The following is a 15,757-nucleotide window of genomic DNA, read 5'->3' on the forward strand; positions in this document are numbered from 1 at the left end:
CCTTCATCCGCACATTTGAACAGATTTGAAAGCCATCATGAGCAACACTACCCCCAACTACATTACCCCCGCCGGCTGGCAGGCATTGAAAGACGAGCTCTATCAGCTGGTGAACAAAGAGCGCCCCGAAATCGTGCAAATCGTCAACTGGGCGGCTAGCAACGGCGACCGTAGCGAAAACGGCGATTATCTCTACGGCAAGCGCCGCATGCGCGAAATCGACCGCCGCATCCGCTTCCTCACCAAACGGCTGGAAGCGGCGCAAGTGGTCGACCCCGAAACCCGCGAAGCCACCGACCAAATCTTCTTTGGCGCCACTGTGGAGCTGCTACGCGGCAACGGCGAAGAGCAAACCGTGCGCATCGTGGGCGTGGACGAAATCGACACCGCCCGCCACAAAATTTCCTGGACTTCCCCGCTCGCCCGCGCCCTGCTCAAAGCCCGCGAAGGCGACGAAATCGTGTTCCACGGGCTGGAAGGCCGGGAGGAAATCGAAGTGTTGTCTGTAGCTTATGTGAAGATAGAGTAGGGGCAGATATATCGTATGGGGAAGGCTACCTGAAAATTTTCAGGTAGCCTTTTGCTGGCAGCGGTGTTGCCATGCTTAAACAACATCCGTTTTTAGCCGGCCTGGTGCAGAGATGATGGCCATGCTTGGATAGTGTTCCGACAGGTATAAAACTCATTCCTAACAAGGTTGCAGGTTACCTGAAATTTAGCGGATTGCCTGAAACGAAATGATGGGCTAGTTTCAGGTAGCCTTTCATCATATTGCAGGCTATAATCCGCCGCCATTAGTCGGGGTGCCGCGCAGGCGGCTGAGAAAATACCCGTTGTACCTGATACAGCTAGGGTCTGCCGGCAATTACTGGTTTCCGCGTCTTTTCGCTTCCAAAGCGGCATTTTCCGCGTTGGCAATCCTCACAAGGTGTCTAACCTTGCTGTGGTTTCCGCCTTGAATTGCCGCTTTGGGAACAAAAATTCGCTTGGAAAAGTAATTGCCAACAGCCCCAATACTGGCGTAGGAAACTATGTAGGCAGTTGGGCATCAAACAGTACAGTTTGATGACAGACTACCTGAAAGCGCAGCTGAAGAGCCCGCCATATTCTCTTGATACAACACCATTTCTCGCCCGATCCAGCAGCGGGCGTTTTTCTTGCCCGTTCCGCCAATCACTAGGAATAAAGTAATATGGAAATCAAATATCTAGATCAAGTTCGTGCCCGCAACCCGCTGGTGCACAACATCACCAACATTGTAGCGGCCAATTTCTCGGCCAACGGCTTGCTTGCCATCGGCGCCTCGCCGATTATGGCCGACAGCGTGGACGAAATGGAGGAGCTGGCAGCGGTGAGTTCGGTAGTGGTGCTGAACACCGGCACGCTGAACAAGCAGGAGGTGGAAGCCATGCTGGTGGCGGGCAAGTCGGCTAACCGTGCAGGCGTGCCGGTAGTGCTTGATCCGGTGGGCGCAGGCTTTACCCAACTGCGGCGCGAAACCACGGCGCAGCTGCTGGCAGAAATCCGATTTGCTGCTGTGCGCGGTAATGCGGGCGAAATGGCACATATTGCCGGGGTGGAATGGCATGCCAAAGGCGTGGATGCAGGCAGCGGTTCGGCCGATTTGCACAGCATCGCCCAACGCATTGCGCAGCAATACGGTTGCGTTGCCGCCATCAGCGGCGAAACCGACTACGTTTCCAACGGCAGCCGCACCGCCAAGCTGAATAACGGTACGCCGCTGTTCCCCAAAGTAACTGCTTCCGGCTGCCTGTTGAGCACGGTGGTGGGCGCATTTGCCGCCGTGGCTGCGCCGGAAGACTATCTGCATGCCGTGGCCGAAGCCTGCACTGTGTATGCCGTGGCGGGCGAGTTGGCGGCGCAGGGCTTGCAGCCTTCGCAGAGCGGCTCGTTTGCATGGAAGCTGATCGACAGCCTGGCTGCCATATCGGCACAGGAAGTGGCTGCGCGTGCGAAAGTGGAATGGATTTAACGGCTTAATTAGGAGACAATAGATGACGCAAATTGCACAAGCCCTTACCATCGCCGGCTCCGATAGCGGCGGCGGTGCCGGCATTCAGGCTGATTTGAAAACCTTTCAAATGCGCGGTGTGTACGGCATGAGCGTGCTGGCGGCGGTAACCGCGCAAAACACGCTCGGCGTGCAGGCCATCCACGGCGTGCCGCTCGATATTATCCGCGCACAAATTGATTCCATCGCTGCCGATTTTCAGGTAGCCGCTTTTAAAATCGGTATGCTCGGCACGGCAGAAGTGATTGAATGCGTGGCGGAAAAACTGGCAGGCAAACCGTTTGGCCGGCTGGTGCTCGATCCGGTGATGGTGGCCAAGGGCGGTGCGCCGCTGTTGCAGCAAAATGCCGTCTCCGCGCTCAAACGGCATTTGTTGCCGCTGGCCGACGTGCTCACGCCCAACCTGCCCGAAGCCGAAGCGCTCACCGGCATCGATATCCAAACTGATGCCGATGCCGAACGCGCCGCCCGCATCTTGCAGGAAGCCGGGGTGCAAACCGTGGTGATTAAAGGCGGCCACAGCGGCGGATCGCAAAGCGAAACCTGCCGCGACTGGGTGTTTATGCCCGACGGGCAGTTCACCTTGGAAAGCCTGCGCTTCCCCACCCCGCACACCCACGGCACCGGCTGCACCTTCTCCGCCTGCCTCACCGCCGAGCTGGCCAAAGGCGTAAGCGTAGAAGCGGCCATCCGCACCGCCAAACAGTGCATCACCGCCGCCATCTCGCAGCCCATCAACATCGGCCACGGCCACGGGCCGGTAAACCATTGGGCGATGTGTGCAGAGTGAAGAAAGCAAGCAGACAGCTTGGCTGTGTGCAAAGGCTACCTGAAAAGCTTTGGCTTCGTTGGAGCTGATGTTTTCAGGTAGCCTTCGTGCATATGGCTGGAAGGTTACCTGAAACTCGATATACAGAAACAAACGGCTTGGAACAAGATTCCAAGCCGTTTGTTTATTGTGCCCATTCCGCCTGGAGCACGCCCCGCAAGGCGTTGGAGAGGCGGATTTCTTCGGCGTGTTCTAGCATGTCGCGGGTGATGTGCGTTTCGATGATTTCGTCCGCGCCCAAGTAGGTTTGCGGTTGTTTCAACACGGCTTGGCGCATGACGCCGTTCAGGATGTCCAAATCCAGAGGCGGGGTGAGCCATTACCCTTGGTATTTGACGAACACGTTGCTTCTGCCGCCTTCGAGCAGGAGGCCGTTTGAATTGAAAAACAGGCTGTCGAATGCGCCCTGCGTTTCGGCGGTTTGCCATGCTTGGTCGTACAGGGCGCGGCGGGTGGTTTTGAAGCGGCGCAGGTAGTCGCGGCGCGGGAGGGGTTGCGGGGCGGGGATGATGCGCTGGGAAGCAGGCAGTTCGGCGGAGGCGGCATGGCTGAGGATGAGGCCGTCTGAAACGAGTTCGGTTTTCAGGCGGAAGAGGCCGTCGGGCAAGTTGGCGATGTATTGTCGGACTCGGGTTTCGCAGTCGTCGGGCAGGGGTAGGTTGAGGGCTTGGGCGGAGGTTTTCAGACGACCTAAATGCAGGTTGAACAGGCGGCATTGCCTGTTTTCCACACGCATGGTTTCGAAGATGCCGAAGGTGGGGCGCAGTTCGTTGAGGAAACGGGCTTTCCAGCCGCATTCCCGATATTCGGCGGCGGGGTCGCTGTCGATGACGCCGCCGTATATGCCTTGATAGAGGTCGTCTGAAACCGAGTTGGAAACAGGTTTGAGCGACAAGGTGCGGATGACGACATTGAATATGCCTTCAAACCCCAGCTTGCCTTCACACGGTTTCAGGTAGCCGATGCTGCCGGTGTACAGGCCGCGCGGTTCGGCTTCGAGCGATTCGATAATCTGCATACTCATGCGTTTGGGCGCGCCGGTGATGCTGCCGCAGGGAAAGGCGGCGCGGCGTTCGTCTTGCCCGTCGCCTAAAATTGGTGTGGTGTCTTTCATCGGTTCGATGCTGATGGTGCCGTCTGCACCGATTCTGAGGAAGAGTTCGGGCGAGAAACACAGCGTCCACGCAGATTTCCCTTCCGTATCGGGCAGGTGGGACAAGACGGCATACAGAACGGGTTGGCGCAGGCGGCAAACCAATGTAGAGCAAGATTGCCGCCGCGTTCAGACTCAATCCCCATCAGCGGTAATCCGAATTCGTAGTCTGCAAACAACACAGCATGCAGCCCTTTTTGCCAGCCCTTTTGCAGCGTATCGTCCAGCGAATCCAGTTCGTTATGATGGAAAAGGCGGATTTCCACATGATTTTGATAGAGTTTTTCGCGGCCGCTCACGGCATCGTCAAAACAGGGCGAAATAGGGTATGGCTGTGAATGGGCAAGATATGAAGGATAGGATCATACGCGCTTTAGGGGATGGAGTTTGGGTTTACCTGAAAAACGGATGATGGTTTTCAGGTAACCTCTATCTACAAGTGTAGGCTGCCTGAAGCCGCTTCATTACCATGAAACATGGATATAATTAAAGCGAATTGAATCTGCCATGGTATAAACGCCATCTGGACTGCGGGAGAATAAAGGACGGTTGGTGGGAACAGCCGGCAAAGCGGCTGCGGCTTTAAAAGGGGCGGAAGGCTACCTGAAAAAGCATTTCCACTCCGCTTAACTATGCAAAAGCGGGTGAACAAACGGCCAATCAGCGCTCGGGTACGGGCAAAGCCAGCCGTAGCGGTCTTCAGCCAAGCCGTATTGGATGTCAGTAATCGCATTGTGGATGGCTGTGCCATGCTCTTGGCTTTGCAGCACGATTTCCTTTCCATTGATAACAAAGGAAGTAACCGGCGACACCACGGCTACCGTTCCGGTGAGGGTGGCTTCTGCTCTGTTTTCTGCCGCTGCTTGCAATTCGGCCACGGTGAAATTGCACTCACTCACTTTGTAGCCCAAATCGGCGGCTACATGCAATACGGAATCGTGGGTTATACTGTGCAGGAATTCTTCGGTGGGCAGGTGCTTGGTGATGATTTCGTTGCCATTAATCAACGCAAAGTTGGACGCGCCGGTTTCCTGCACGTCGCCGTTCGGGCAGAACAACGCTTGGTTGGCGCCGTATTGTTCTCGGGCGCGCACCACGTTTTGCAGTGCGGAGGTATAGTTGCTACCGCATTTCACCCGGCCCATGTGCGGTGCACAGCGGATGTGTTCGGTTTCCACCAACAGCTTCATCGGCGAACCCACTTTGAAATAGTCGCCCACCGGTGAAGCCAAAATATACAGCATGGCCGAAGACGAGCCCACGCCGGCCTTGCCGATTGCCGGGTCGGTGCCGATAAGCGTGGGCGCAGATACATGGCGGCGGGCGCATCCGGCACAGGCAGTTCCAACAGTTTCGTACTCTGCTGCATACAGGCGATATTCACTTCCAGATGGAAGATAACGATACAGCCATTTTACTGGCGGAAAGCCTTCAGCCCTTCAAAGCACTCACTGCCGTAATGCAGGCTGCTTGGCCGATGGCAGGGAGAGCGAATCGGAAGACTGCCGGCGCATCGGCTGCCATGCGCCATCGGAAAAAACCAACACCGGCATCTCGCGGTGGAAAACGCTGCCGAAAACGGCAGGAACTGCTTTTTCCATGATATTTCTTTGTGATTTGTGCTAAGGCACCAAAGATATTCTTGAAGCAAAGCGTTTGACAAGCCTTTTGTGCCAAAAATTGCATCCAAGAAGGCTACCTGAACAATGGTTTCTGCGAAAAGCAAACCCGCCATCAAGGCGTTTACGCTCCGCAGACGGGTTTTCAGGTAGCCTGTTTGCCGGATTGGGGCGCCGGTTTGGGATTAAATAGCAAATTGCGTTAAGCGGGGTGTGTTGCTCTGATGAATGTTGAGGTGAAGGTTTTGTAGGGGATAAGCACTCAATGGAAGTAGCTCCAGAAGCTTCGGTATTTATCACATTGCCCTTATGCACCTTATGCAAAAGGCTACCTGAAAATCGGAATACACCGTTTCAGGTAGCCTTTTGGTATTGGACTGGCGCTTACAGGGAGGAGAAGGTGTCGCATTGCGCCGGGTCGCCGCTTTGCAGGCCGCGGCGGAACCATTGCAGGCGTTGGGCGGAAGTACCGTGGGTGAAGCTGTCGGGCACGGCGTAGCCGCGGCTGCGCTGTTGCAGGCGGTCGTCGCCCACGGCTTCGGCGGCGTTGAAGGCTTCTTCCAAGTCGCCCTGCTCAAACAGCTGGCGTGCTTGCGCGCGGTTGGCCCACACGCCGGCCAGACAGTCGGCCTGCAGCTCCACCATCACGGAGAGGCGGTTGGCATCGCGCTCGCTCATGCGGGCGCGGGCACGGTTTACGCGCTCCATGGTGCCGTCGAGGTTTTGCACATGGTGGCCGACTTCGTGGGCAATCACATAGGCAAAGGCCGCATCGCCCGCTGCGCCGAGCTGGTTTTTCATGTCGTCATAGAACGAGAGGTCGAGGTAAACCTTTTGGTCGGCCGGGCAGTAGAACGGACCCATCGCGGATTGGCCGGTGCCGCAGGCGGTGGGGGTGCTGCCGCGGTAGAGCACCATTTTCGGCTGCACATATTGCCGGCCCTGGCTGCGGAAATATTTGCCCCAAGCGTCTTCGGTGGTGGCGAGGATTTGCGAGGAGAACTGCGCCAGCTGCTCTTCTTCGGGGCTGACGGCGCGTTGCTGCTGTTGCATTTGCGGCATCTGCATGCCGCCAGTGAGGCCGCTCAAATCCACGCCGTAATAGGCGCCGATGAGCACGATAATCAGGCCGGCAAGGCCCATTTTGCCCCCGCCACTGCCTCCGCCGCCAAGGCTGCGGCGGTCTTCGATGTTGCTGCTGCTGCGTTGGTTGCCGAGTTTCATATTGGCATTCCTTGGGTTGGTGTGGTTCGGGGGCAATTATATAACAGGCTACCTGAAAAGCATGCGGAGATTAGAAACTTGCTTCGCTGGTGTTAGCTTCGTTGAAGCCGGTGCTTTCAGGTAGCCTTGGCGTGTGCGGCGTGGATTTATTCGATGGCGTATTCGATGGTTACGACTAAGCGCACTTGTTTGCCGACGGTGGTTTTGTCGTAGCTGCCGCCGTATTCGTCGTCGCCGCTGCTGCCGCTATCGGCGTAGATATTGAACGAGCCTTGCGAGGCGGAGCGCATGGCGCCGACTTTGCCGCCGCCGGTGGAGGCGAATTCGGCGGCGCGGCGGCGGGCGTCTTCGGTGGCCTGCTTAATCAGGCTGTGTTTGATGGTTTCGAGGTTGCCGAGCAGGTATTGCGGGGCCTCGAAATCGATGGCGTCATTGCCGGCGCGCAGGGCGAGGATGTTTTGGTGGGCGCTTTGGATGCAGTCGAGTTTGCTGCTGGCCACGGTGAGCTGCTGCTTGCCGTTGTAGCCGTTGGGGGTACGGATTTCGTTACCGTGGGCATCGTGTTCCACCAAGAAGGCGGGGCTGATTTCGGGAGCAGCGGTTTGGATCTCGGCTGCATCAAAGCCTTGGCTGCGCAGGAATTGTTCGAGTTTGGGGCGTTGCTGGTTCAGTCGGTCGAGCACTTCCTGATAGCTGGCGCCGTGTACACTCACGGCGGTGTTCCAGCGGGCGCGCTCGGACTGGAAGTTTTGTTCGGCCAGGCCTTTTACGGTGATCGTGCCGGGCTGGCGGAAATTTTTAAACTGGCCGCCCAACACGAAGGCTGCGGCCACGAGGCCGATGGCGAGTAGGGCACCGAGGGCTTTAACGCTGCCGGAGAGGGCTTTTTCTGTGGACATAATGCTTTCCTTTGCGCTTGGTGGAAGAGAGTCGGCGGAGGCTACCTGAAAAGGTATAGACGGATTTTCAGGTAGCCTTTGATGCTATTCCTGCCAGCCGCGTTTGAGTTTGTCCAGCTCCCGGCGGTCGCGTTTGGTGGGGCGGCCGTCGGGGTAGGCGGCGCTGATGCGGCTGGCCTGGTCGAGCGCTTTTTGCGCTACGCGTTTGGCGGCGGTGGCGCTGTCTTCGGCGTAGAGGGCGCGTGCTTCGGGGGCGGGGCGGCGCTGGTGGTTGAGCGCGAGCACGGTGATTTTGTAGGGCAAGGAGTTGAGCGTGAGGTCGATGGTGTCGCCCGGCTCGATGTTTTTGCTGTTTTTCACTTTCGCACCGTTCACCAGCACACGCCCGAGCTCGATGTGTTTCTGTGCCATGCCGCGCGTTTTGAAGAAACGTGCTGCCCACAGCCATTTGTCGAGCCGCATGTGGTGTTCTTTGTGTGAATTTTTGCCTGCCATAGTTGCCTCCGTGTTCAAGCGGTTATTTTATACCAAAGGCCGGGAATACGGCTAACGGCTGGTGGTTGGATTTGTATGTAGTATGTATGCAAATGTATTCGTAATATTTTTATATTTATTATCATTGTGTTGATTTATTTTTATTGGGTGCTGATACGAAAAATATTGCGTATATAAACCGTTTTCGCTATTTTTGAATACATGGGCTGGGTGATTTATTCCGAGAGGCTTAAACGCAGCTGCATTGCCACCGAAGCGCAGTTTTTGCTGGCGCAATATGTGTTTGAAACCCTGCGCTACCGCCGCTACGAATGGAAGTGCGACGTGCTGAACCAGGCCTCGCGTCGTGCTGCTGAGCGATTGGGCTTCCGTTTCGAAGGCATTTTCCGGCGGTGGTGTAAAAGGCCGCAACCGCGACACGGCCTGGGTTGCCATGCTGGATTCAGAATGGCCGCAGATTAAGCGGCGGATGCAGCGCTGGTTGGACGAAGAGAATTTCGATGAACACGGTCGGCAGCGCCGTGCCATTACAAGAGATTAAATGAAATGGAAATATGGTTTCAGGTAGCCTCTTCCCACCGCCTGAAGGCTATCTGAAAGCACTGCTTCAACGGAGCTCAAACAAAGCGAGTTTCTGCGAAGCGGAAAATCCGATTAACCGACAACCCGTGAAAGATCCCGCCATGTGGAATTTAATCAACACCCCCGAAACCGAAATTTTCGGCATCGCCATTGCCCTGATGCTGATGCTCGGCCTGCTCGAGCTGCTCTCGCTCTTGGTAGGCGGCTTCACCGACTGGCTCGATAATCTGTTGCCCGACAGTTTGGTGGAAGCGGATTTAGATGGCGATTTGCACGCCGGCATCGAAGGGGCGGGCGCATTGGTGCGCTTTTTGGATTGGCTGTATGTGGAGCGGGTGCTGCTGCTGGTGTTTCTCGCCATGTTCAGGCTGGTGGGCTATGTGCTGCAATCCTTGTGCGCGAGGCTGTTTGAAGGCTACCTGAACGCTTGGCTGGCAGTTGCGGCGGCACTGTTTCTTGCGCTGCCTTTGGTGCACTTTATGACGGGCGGGCTCTATAAAATCATGCCCAAAGACGGAACTACCGCCATTTCGCAGGAAAGCCTAGGCCAGCAGCATTATGTGATGGCCGAGCCCGACCCGATGGCGAAGGTGTGCTGAAGCAGGGCGATGCAGTGCTTTTGGTGTCGCTGGAGGGGAATACGTTTAAGGCGATTTTGAATCCGAGCGGGAGCTCGGTGGATTAAGGCTACCTGAAAATGGCAAGCTAAATAGGAGATATAGAATGACTCATACCATGCCAGATTTGCCACCTAGAGCCGAGCCTTCCAGCCGGCAGGATACGGAGCTGGTGTTCCGGCAGTTGGGGTTGCTGACGGCGGCATCGCTGGTGTGGCTGCTGATTGCTCTCTCTTGTTTGATGGGGGTGGCGAATACCACGCTGCGGATGCAACAGATCAGCAGTTTGCTGCTGAGTGGCTTTTTCTTGGGGCGGTGCTGGCAGCGGTTGTGCAAAATCCGTTATAGCGCGTCAGAGGATTGCCTGTTGGTATATGCCGTGTCGCTGCGCGGCTGGCGGTTGGCGGGAAGTTATCCGTTGGACGGATTTACCGGGTTGTATCGCAGCGGCAAGGGCTCGATTGCCGAAGTGTGGCTGGCGGGCAAAAACGGCGGGCAGGATGTGCTGCTGGACAGGATATTTTTGGGCACGGGTGCTCTGCAGAAACGCTTTGTGGCTGGTTTGGCAGATTTGAGCCATGCCACTGGGCTGCCTTTGCTGGAGCCCAGTGAGGCTACCTGAAAATAGCAGCCAAATTTTATGGTACTCAAAGCGGATGCCTAAACAGCTTTCAGGTAGCCTGCAATGGAGTAAATTATGACGGATTGGGTGGGAAGATTGCTGGTTTTGCCGGTTTATATTTTGCTCAGCCTGTTTTTCAAATGGATTCTCTCGTGGGGCGGAGCGGAAAAAATCGAGGGTTGGAAAGCGGGCTGGCTGATCGGCTGGGTGGCGGACGATTGGGATACGGAGCAGATCTGGATGTGGGCACTGCTGACATGGATCGGCTGGACGGTGTTTTGCCTGCTGGCTTTGGTAGTGTAGGGTAGTCGGACGGCTTTCAGGTAGTCTGCAATATAAAAGAGGAAGCCATGCAACAGAATAAAAACAAAATCGTGATGTTGTATCCGGGCTAGTTTGGGGATGTGATGTTGGAAGGCATGCTGGTTAGTGTGGCGCTGGCATTGTTTGCGTTTATGTCGGCAGACCCTGTTCAGTACCTTGGGTGTGGACTGGAGGCTGGCTCTGCTTGGCCTGCTGGCAGCCTTGATATTTGCCGGTGTGGGTGGGCTGATTGCCGTGTGGCCTCAGCGCAATTCCGCTTCTTCCTGCCCGGCACACACAATTTGGTGGGTAATCGTACCGCCGCAGTATTGCGTAACCAGTATGTCCAATTCTTCCTGTGCGGCGCGTAGTTCGTCGTCTCCCACTTCGGCTAATGCTTCAATCACAAACACACAGTTGGTTGTATCTGGGCTAATGACGGTGCGTGCCACTTCACGCCAGTTCCAGCGTCGGCAAATGGCGCCAGCGTTGTCTTTATAGAAAATCTCGCCCTCTGCTGGCGCCTTGTGCCTCATCTTTGCCCGACACAACCACCGGCACTTCATCCGCTCCGGCGTAGGTTAGCTGCAAATTACCCTGCATGGCATCCAAATCTTCTCCGCCCACTGGCACGGTGTATTTGAGCGAAATATAGTTATAAATATCTACCAACGGGCTGATGTTGCCCAAACCTTTTCCTTTAGAAACGCGTTTATATAGCGCTTCTACCGAGCTTGGATATTCTTGGCCTTCACACCAAATTGTCGATATGCCTCGCGCCAGGCAGCAATTTTCGGCAATTGTGCTACAGGCTGTCCTCCACAATTTTCCGCTACATTATTTGCCGCCTGCTGCAATTGTGGCAGGAAAGCAGCCACATCTGCCTTATTGTTCACCCCGCGTGCCACACTAATGCCAATACGCAATCCAGGAAATTGGGTAAACAATTGTTTGTCTGCTACAAATTTCATCTTAATATTCCTTATTAGCTCAATCTTGTTTGAAAGTAGGCAGATTATACGAATAGCAGATTGGCAAGCTAATACGGTAAAGGCGATATAATCCCCACTTTCTGCCCGCTAAAGGCTACCTGAAAATGCCCGCTCCCCCGTCCGATACGCCGAACAGCCCCGGCATCGCTACGCTGTTCGGCCAGCCGGTTACCGACTTGCCAGCCGACCTCTTCATCCCGCCCGATGCGTTGCAGGTGGTGTTGCACAGCTTTGAAGGCCCGCTCGATCTGCTGCTGTACCTTATCCGCAAGCAAAACATCGACGTGCTGGATATCCCCATGCTCAAAATTACCGAGCAGTATCTGGCCTATATCGCGCAAATGGACGAGCAAAACCTGGATTTGGCCTCGGAATACCTGCTGATGGCGGCGGTGCTGATTGAAATCAAATCACGCCTGCTCCTGCCCGCGCCGCCCGCTGCCGCAGACGAAGACATTGCCGACCCGCGCGCCGAATTGGTGCGCCGCCTTTTGGCCTACGAGCAGATGAAGCTCGCCGCTGTGGGATTGGATGCGCTGCCCCGCGCCGGCCGTGATTTCGCCTGGGCGTATCTGCCGCTGGAAATCGCCACCGCCGCCAAGCTGCCGGAAGTACAGCTGGCCGACCTCACCCAAGCCTGGCTAGCTATCCTCTCCCGCGCCAGCCAACGCCGCAGCCACACAGTGGTGCAGGAAAACGAAGCCCTTTCTGTGCGCGCCACCATGAGCCGCATCCTGCGCCGCCTGCAAGACGGCAGCTGCCGCTTCAGCCGATTGTTTGAGCCGGAGGGCGGCGTGGTGCAGGTGGTGGTGTGCTTTATCGCCCTGTTGGAGCTGGTGAAAGAAGGGCTGGTGCGCCTCACTCAGGAAGACGGCGCATTTGGCAATATTTTGGTGAGCCTGCCCGGAGAGGCAGATGAAACTGCCGTGCTGCAAAGAGAAGGCGAAGATGAAAATAAATAGAAAGGCTACCTGAAAAACCGTTTGCCATTTTTCAGGTAGCCTTGACAAAGCCTCCTGCCAGTCAAACAATAACGCCCCTCCGCCTCCCAAAGGCTACCTGAAAACATATTGTCTTACAGTAGAAACCACCATGCCCGCAAATTCCTCTCTCTATCGCATCCTCATCCAACACTACCTCGACCTCCCCCACTCCCGCGCCATCGGCCTGTGCTATGAAGGTATCCGTGCCCGCCGCCCCGTGCTCAGTTTCGATTGGCAGCCTCATCTTGTTGGCCGCCACGACACCCAGATCATCCACGGCGGCACCATCACCACCCTGGTCGATATGGTTTCCGCCTGCGCGGTAACCGCCCAGTTGCCCAGTGCCGAAATCCTCGCCACTCTCGATATGCGCATCGACTATATGCACCCCGCCACCCCCGGTCGCCGCATCTACGGACGCGCCGAATGCTACCGCCTAGCTGGCCAAGTGGCCTTCGTGCGTAGCTGCTGCTACCAAGAAGACCCTGCCGACCCCTTCGCCTTGGGCATGGCCACTTTCATGCGTACCCCGCTCACCCCAGAAGAACAAGCTAAACTACAGGAGATGTTGCAAGCATGAACAACACCCTATTCACCCTTTCCAGAGAACTCACGGCAGAAGCCGCCGAACTCATCCCCTACACCGGATTCATCGGCCTGCAATGCGGCGAATCCAACGGAAATCCCCTGTTTGCCTTACCATACAAACGCGAAAATATCGGCAACGTTTTCCTGCCTGCCCTGCACGGTGGCATGCTCGGCGGCTTCATCGAAAGCTGCGCCGTGCTCTTCCTCTACCGCCAGGCCGGCCTCGCCGAGTTGCCTAAAATGATCGATTTCTCGCTCGACTACCTGCGCAGCGGCAAGCCGGAAACCACCTACGCCCGCTGCTCCCTCACCCGCCAAGGCAGCCGCATTGCTAATGTGGCCGTGGAAGCCTGGCAGTCTGATTCCGCCAAACCCATCGTCGTGGCCCGCTGCCACTTCCAAATGCCCGCTGCCCAATAGCTTTCCACCTTCGACATGTAAAAAATTTCAGGTAGCCTGTTAACAGAAAACAGGCTACCTGAAATTTTTATAATGAATGAAAAAAGAATGCTGCGGTGTTGGTTCTCCTCGCTGTCCTATCTGCAGCTCGCCTTTTTATCCAATTCTTATTTCCATCCGCTCTATTGGGATGACACATCAAACCCTAATCCACATACTCTCCCTCATCCTTATTCAAAAACGCATACGGTACGCCAATCAGCAGCCCACCGCCAATCCAATTTGCCACAAAAGCCACGCTGCAATGGCGCAGGATATTCAGCGCTTCAAAATGCGACACGCTATCGGCAATCTGATTGAAGCCCACCAGCGCAAACGAAGCAAAGTTTGCCGCCACGTGTTCGTTGGCCAAAAACACAAACATATACACCGCCGCAAACACTGCCGCAATCTTCGCCACCTGTTCCTTCAGCAGCAGATAGGATAACACCGCCACGTTTACAAACAGATTAGCGAAAATCCCCTCCGACAGCACTAGGCCGTTCGGTCGTTCCAGTTTGTGCCCCACCATATTGGCCAAATAGCCATCCGCCGAAATATGGGCAAACGCGCTGGTTTGGTTGAACAGCCAAGCGGTGAAAATCGAGCCGATTAAATTAAATGCCGTGCAGTAGAGCAAAATAATCAGCGCCTTTTCCCATTTGATTTTTTTGAGGAAGGTGCCGGCCGTGAGGTACATCATATTGGAAGTGGTAAGTTCCGCATTAAGAAACAAGATATACACCAGCCCCCAAGAGAAGAAAAACGGAAAGGCAAAACGCCCCAGTGAAGGATGCACTGTGTTGAGCACATCCGCTGCAATCACACCCGTGGCCGACGTGAGCGTGAGCAGCATGCCGGCAATCAGCGAACGCAGCGCATACTTCGCCTTGTTGCGCTCAAACACCCCCACCTTCTTGCGGCAGGCTAGCTCAATTTTTTCCACAAATACGGATTGTGCCATGACAGCTTCCTTTTTTAAATTAAATAGGTTTCAAATCATTTGGTTGATTGTTCTCATGCAGTCTTCGATGAGTCTAGCAAAGGCTACCTGAAAAATTTTCTTATGCTGGTGTCGGCATGGCCATGCCGGCCTACAGTTTTGCTGCTGAGGTTTACCGGAATATTATATTATACGATGTAGTTAGGGTTGCTGCTTAGAGCAGTACGGGATTCTTGGTACACAGAGTTTGCCTGTGTATTGCCAATAACATGCAAGGGTTATTTTGGTTTCGCTGCTGATGGTGGTGATAGTTTCATGGCATTCCTTTGTTTCAGGTAGCCTTTCAGACGGCCTTGAAGCTGCCTGAAATCATTCTACGGTATAGCGCAAAATAGTTTTGAGCTTTTCCGGTACGGTTGGCGTTGTTCAGATAAATTTCGCAGTTCGTAGCGCTGCTGCGTTGCAGGACGTGTTTTTGGTAGAACTTGTCCATTTTGGCGAACGAAGTGAGTTCGTCATCAAACCTGCCAACATGTAGAATGCTCACGCATTTGCTATCAGCCATGCGTTCAAAGCATACTTCTTTATACAGGTTTCTTAATGCGTGTTTTGGCCTGTGCATCTTGTCACATTTCAGGCGTGATGAAATTAGACTGGGCGATCATAATGGTGTAGACCAAGTTGCCTTTATCCAACTTAATCCTCTCCCGCCGTTTTTTGCTGCCAAACGTCTTCCAGCGGCTACACGGAAAAATCGTCAACAGTCTGCCTGGCAGTGGATTTTGTAATTTATCTTCACGGCATACGTCAAGTTGTACAGAGCGCTCATACGTTCGGAAAAATTAGCAGTATCGCAGCATTGGGGTTGCTTTCGCCGTTTATCATAATGAATGATTGCGGCAGCACATCCAGCAATACAAGCGACGCCTTAATACCGTATGAATCTTTAGTTAACCTTCTTCCATTCTTGTTTCATAATAGTTCCCCTCCTGTAGAAAGGCTACCTGAAACCCACTTTCAAGGCTGGCTATATGGCCCCAGTGTGCTTTGGCTGCCTTCCGATGCCTTACTCGAAGCCGCATCCCATACGGGTGTTATACAGTAGCGCGCAGGGTTGGCAGTCGCCGTGTCTACGCGCGCTGCCCCAGTATTCCACTTGTCCTGCTTGCGCATAGGTGCTGATGGCCATTAACACATGCCGCCTGCACTCATGGATGTAGCATATGCCTTCGATGATAAATTTCTGGTCGAAATTCAGGCCAGGGAAGTCGCGCACGTTAGTCGTGTTTTTCGGCTCCGTGTAAACCGTGTCCGTGCCCTTGTCCACGGCGGTTTTCAGGGAGGGCAGGCTGCCGGCGAGGCAGGCGAGTTCGGGGATGCTGCTGTGCTCGGCGGGCTATGAGCTAGATGGCGGTTTGGCACTGATTTAAATCAACAT

At 55.0% G+C, this 15,757-nt stretch carries 17 protein-coding genes and 3 pseudogenes; 10 read left to right on the forward strand and 10 right to left on the reverse strand.

Annotated elements, in window-relative coordinates; translation table 11 throughout:
* Positions 1-37 precede the first annotated feature (37 nt).
* From greB to thiD, 3 genes are all read left to right on the forward strand, one after another.
* Complete coding sequence (gene greB, locus A7P97_RS04285) at positions 38-529, forward strand: transcription elongation factor GreB (protein ID WP_067530970.1); 492 nt, start codon at positions 38-40, stop codon at positions 527-529.
* Positions 530-1,192: 663 nt separating this feature from the next.
* Positions 1,193-1,993 carry a hydroxyethylthiazole kinase gene (gene thiM / locus A7P97_RS04290; RefSeq protein WP_067530532.1) on the forward strand — a complete coding sequence of 267 codons (801 nt, stop codon included), beginning with the start codon at positions 1,193-1,195 and terminating at the stop codon, positions 1,991-1,993.
* Positions 1,994-2,015: 22 nt separating this feature from the next.
* Positions 2,016-2,822 carry a bifunctional hydroxymethylpyrimidine kinase/phosphomethylpyrimidine kinase gene (thiD, locus tag A7P97_RS04295; protein ID WP_067530533.1) on the forward strand — a complete coding sequence of 269 codons (807 nt, stop codon included), beginning with the start codon at positions 2,016-2,018 and terminating at the stop codon, positions 2,820-2,822.
* 163 nt (positions 2,823-2,985) lie between these two features.
* Here thiD and A7P97_RS04300 read toward each other — a convergent pair.
* From A7P97_RS04300 to A7P97_RS04320, 5 genes and pseudogenes are all read right to left on the reverse strand, one after another.
* Positions 2,986-4,344, reverse strand: a pseudogene (locus tag A7P97_RS04300) (aminotransferase class IV).
* A gap of 296 nt (positions 4,345-4,640) precedes the next feature.
* Positions 4,641-5,615: pseudogene (locus A7P97_RS04305) on the reverse strand (aminotransferase class IV).
* A 402-nt stretch (positions 5,616-6,017) separates the two neighbouring features.
* The gene (locus tag A7P97_RS04310; RefSeq protein WP_067530534.1) at positions 6,018-6,857 is read right to left on the reverse strand and encodes a neutral zinc metallopeptidase; all 840 of its coding nucleotides are present in this window, start codon (positions 6,855-6,857) and stop codon (positions 6,018-6,020) included.
* A 146-nt stretch (positions 6,858-7,003) separates the two neighbouring features.
* Positions 7,004-7,756, reverse strand: coding sequence for an SIMPL domain-containing protein (locus A7P97_RS04315; RefSeq protein WP_067530535.1), 753 nt, complete (start codon positions 7,754-7,756; stop codon positions 7,004-7,006).
* Positions 7,757-7,840: 84 nt separating this feature from the next.
* Entirely contained in the window at positions 7,841-8,251 is a 411-nt protein-coding gene (locus tag A7P97_RS04320; protein ID WP_231865647.1) for an RNA-binding S4 domain-containing protein, read from the reverse strand.
* Positions 8,252-8,452: 201 nt separating this feature from the next.
* Between A7P97_RS04320 and A7P97_RS11020 the strand changes: the two genes are divergently transcribed.
* The 4 genes from A7P97_RS11020 (at position 8,453) to A7P97_RS04345 (ending at position 10,375) form a co-directional block, all read left to right on the forward strand.
* Positions 8,453-8,713, forward strand: a complete 261-nt coding sequence (locus A7P97_RS11020; RefSeq protein ID WP_067530536.1) for a GNAT family N-acetyltransferase — start codon at positions 8,453-8,455, stop codon at positions 8,711-8,713.
* A gap of 221 nt (positions 8,714-8,934) precedes the next feature.
* Positions 8,935-9,432, forward strand: a complete 498-nt coding sequence (locus A7P97_RS04330) for an OB-fold-containig protein (RefSeq protein WP_231865649.1) — start codon at positions 8,935-8,937, stop codon at positions 9,430-9,432.
* A gap of 124 nt (positions 9,433-9,556) precedes the next feature.
* Positions 9,557-10,072, forward strand: a complete 516-nt coding sequence (locus A7P97_RS10070) for a hypothetical protein (protein WP_156497481.1) — start codon at positions 9,557-9,559, stop codon at positions 10,070-10,072.
* Positions 10,073-10,147: 75 nt separating this feature from the next.
* Positions 10,148-10,375 carry a hypothetical protein gene (locus A7P97_RS04345; protein WP_067530537.1) on the forward strand — a complete coding sequence of 76 codons (228 nt, stop codon included), beginning with the start codon at positions 10,148-10,150 and terminating at the stop codon, positions 10,373-10,375.
* Between the two features lie 263 nt (positions 10,376-10,638).
* Here the strand turns inward: A7P97_RS04345 and A7P97_RS10075 are convergent, their stop codons facing one another.
* From A7P97_RS10075 to A7P97_RS10375, 3 genes are read right to left on the reverse strand one after another with little or no spacing between them, the layout of a single operon-like run.
* On the reverse strand, positions 10,639-10,911 hold the full coding sequence (locus A7P97_RS10075) for a hypothetical protein (RefSeq protein WP_156497482.1): 273 nt from the start codon (positions 10,909-10,911) through the stop codon (positions 10,639-10,641).
* On the reverse strand, positions 10,871-11,065 hold the full coding sequence (locus tag A7P97_RS10655; protein ID WP_231865650.1) for a phenylalanine--tRNA ligase beta subunit-related protein: 195 nt from the start codon (positions 11,063-11,065) through the stop codon (positions 10,871-10,873). Before A7P97_RS10655 ends, A7P97_RS10075 begins: the two co-directional genes overlap by 41 nt.
* 35 nt (positions 11,066-11,100) lie before the next feature.
* Positions 11,101-11,346 (reverse strand): hypothetical protein, encoded by a 246-nt coding sequence (locus tag A7P97_RS10375; protein ID WP_197474184.1) that lies wholly within the window; start codon positions 11,344-11,346, stop codon positions 11,101-11,103.
* A 125-nt stretch (positions 11,347-11,471) separates the two neighbouring features.
* Between A7P97_RS10375 and A7P97_RS04355 the strand changes: the two genes are divergently transcribed.
* The 3 genes from A7P97_RS04355 to A7P97_RS04365 all read left to right on the forward strand — a co-directional run bounded on the left by A7P97_RS04355 (position 11,472) and on the right by A7P97_RS04365 (position 13,358).
* Positions 11,472-12,329, forward strand: coding sequence for a ScpA family protein (locus tag A7P97_RS04355; RefSeq protein WP_067530538.1), 858 nt, complete (start codon positions 11,472-11,474; stop codon positions 12,327-12,329).
* A gap of 130 nt (positions 12,330-12,459) precedes the next feature.
* Positions 12,460-12,930, forward strand: coding sequence for a PaaI family thioesterase (locus tag A7P97_RS04360; RefSeq protein ID WP_067530539.1), 471 nt, complete (start codon positions 12,460-12,462; stop codon positions 12,928-12,930).
* Positions 12,927-13,358 (forward strand): PaaI family thioesterase, encoded by a 432-nt coding sequence (locus tag A7P97_RS04365; protein ID WP_067530540.1) that lies wholly within the window; start codon positions 12,927-12,929, stop codon positions 13,356-13,358. The genes A7P97_RS04360 and A7P97_RS04365 overlap by 4 nt, the downstream gene beginning before the upstream one ends.
* 184 nt (positions 13,359-13,542) lie before the next feature.
* On the opposite strand, the gene A7P97_RS04370 is transcribed toward A7P97_RS04365, so the two are convergent.
* Both A7P97_RS04370 and A7P97_RS10665 read right to left on the reverse strand, forming a co-directional pair.
* Positions 13,543-14,340 (reverse strand): formate/nitrite transporter family protein, encoded by a 798-nt coding sequence (locus A7P97_RS04370; RefSeq protein WP_067530541.1) that lies wholly within the window; start codon positions 14,338-14,340, stop codon positions 13,543-13,545.
* A 1,114-nt stretch (positions 14,341-15,454) separates the two neighbouring features.
* Positions 15,455-15,697 (reverse strand): annotated as a pseudogene (locus tag A7P97_RS10665) (U32 family peptidase); the annotation flags it as partial.
* Positions 15,698-15,757 lie beyond the last annotated feature (60 nt).

Source organism: Eikenella sp. NML070372 (genome assembly GCF_001648415.1).
Lineage (GTDB): Bacteria > Pseudomonadota > Gammaproteobacteria > Burkholderiales > Neisseriaceae > Eikenella > Eikenella exigua.

Bases quoted from the DNA above. Each gene is read 5' to 3' on its own strand.
- greB (WP_067530970.1), top strand. From the start codon at position 38: ATGAGCAACACTACCCCCAACTACATTACCCCCGCCGGCTGGCAGGCA.
- thiM (WP_067530532.1), top strand. From the start codon at position 1,193: ATGGAAATCAAATATCTAGATCAAGTTCGTGCCCGCAACCCGCTGGTG.
- thiD (WP_067530533.1), top strand. From the start codon at position 2,016: ATGACGCAAATTGCACAAGCCCTTACCATCGCCGGCTCCGATAGCGGC.
- A7P97_RS04310 (WP_067530534.1), bottom strand. From the start codon at position 6,857: ATGAAACTCGGCAACCAACGCAGCAGCAGCAACATCGAAGACCGCCGC.
- A7P97_RS04315 (WP_067530535.1), bottom strand. From the start codon at position 7,756: ATGTCCACAGAAAAAGCCCTCTCCGGCAGCGTTAAAGCCCTCGGTGCC.
- A7P97_RS04320 (WP_231865647.1), bottom strand. From the start codon at position 8,251: ATGGCAGGCAAAAATTCACACAAAGAACACCACATGCGGCTCGACAAA.
- A7P97_RS11020 (WP_067530536.1), top strand. From the start codon at position 8,453: ATGGGCTGGGTGATTTATTCCGAGAGGCTTAAACGCAGCTGCATTGCC.
- A7P97_RS04330 (WP_231865649.1), top strand. From the start codon at position 8,935: ATGTGGAATTTAATCAACACCCCCGAAACCGAAATTTTCGGCATCGCC.
- A7P97_RS10070 (WP_156497481.1), top strand. From the start codon at position 9,557: ATGACTCATACCATGCCAGATTTGCCACCTAGAGCCGAGCCTTCCAGC.
- A7P97_RS04345 (WP_067530537.1), top strand. From the start codon at position 10,148: ATGACGGATTGGGTGGGAAGATTGCTGGTTTTGCCGGTTTATATTTTG.
- A7P97_RS10075 (WP_156497482.1), bottom strand. From the start codon at position 10,911: ATGAGGCACAAGGCGCCAGCAGAGGGCGAGATTTTCTATAAAGACAAC.
- A7P97_RS10375 (WP_197474184.1), bottom strand. From the start codon at position 11,346: ATGAAATTTGTAGCAGACAAACAATTGTTTACCCAATTTCCTGGATTG.
- A7P97_RS04355 (WP_067530538.1), top strand. From the start codon at position 11,472: ATGCCCGCTCCCCCGTCCGATACGCCGAACAGCCCCGGCATCGCTACG.
- A7P97_RS04360 (WP_067530539.1), top strand. From the start codon at position 12,460: ATGCCCGCAAATTCCTCTCTCTATCGCATCCTCATCCAACACTACCTC.
- A7P97_RS04365 (WP_067530540.1), top strand. From the start codon at position 12,927: ATGAACAACACCCTATTCACCCTTTCCAGAGAACTCACGGCAGAAGCC.
- A7P97_RS04370 (WP_067530541.1), bottom strand. From the start codon at position 14,340: ATGGCACAATCCGTATTTGTGGAAAAAATTGAGCTAGCCTGCCGCAAG.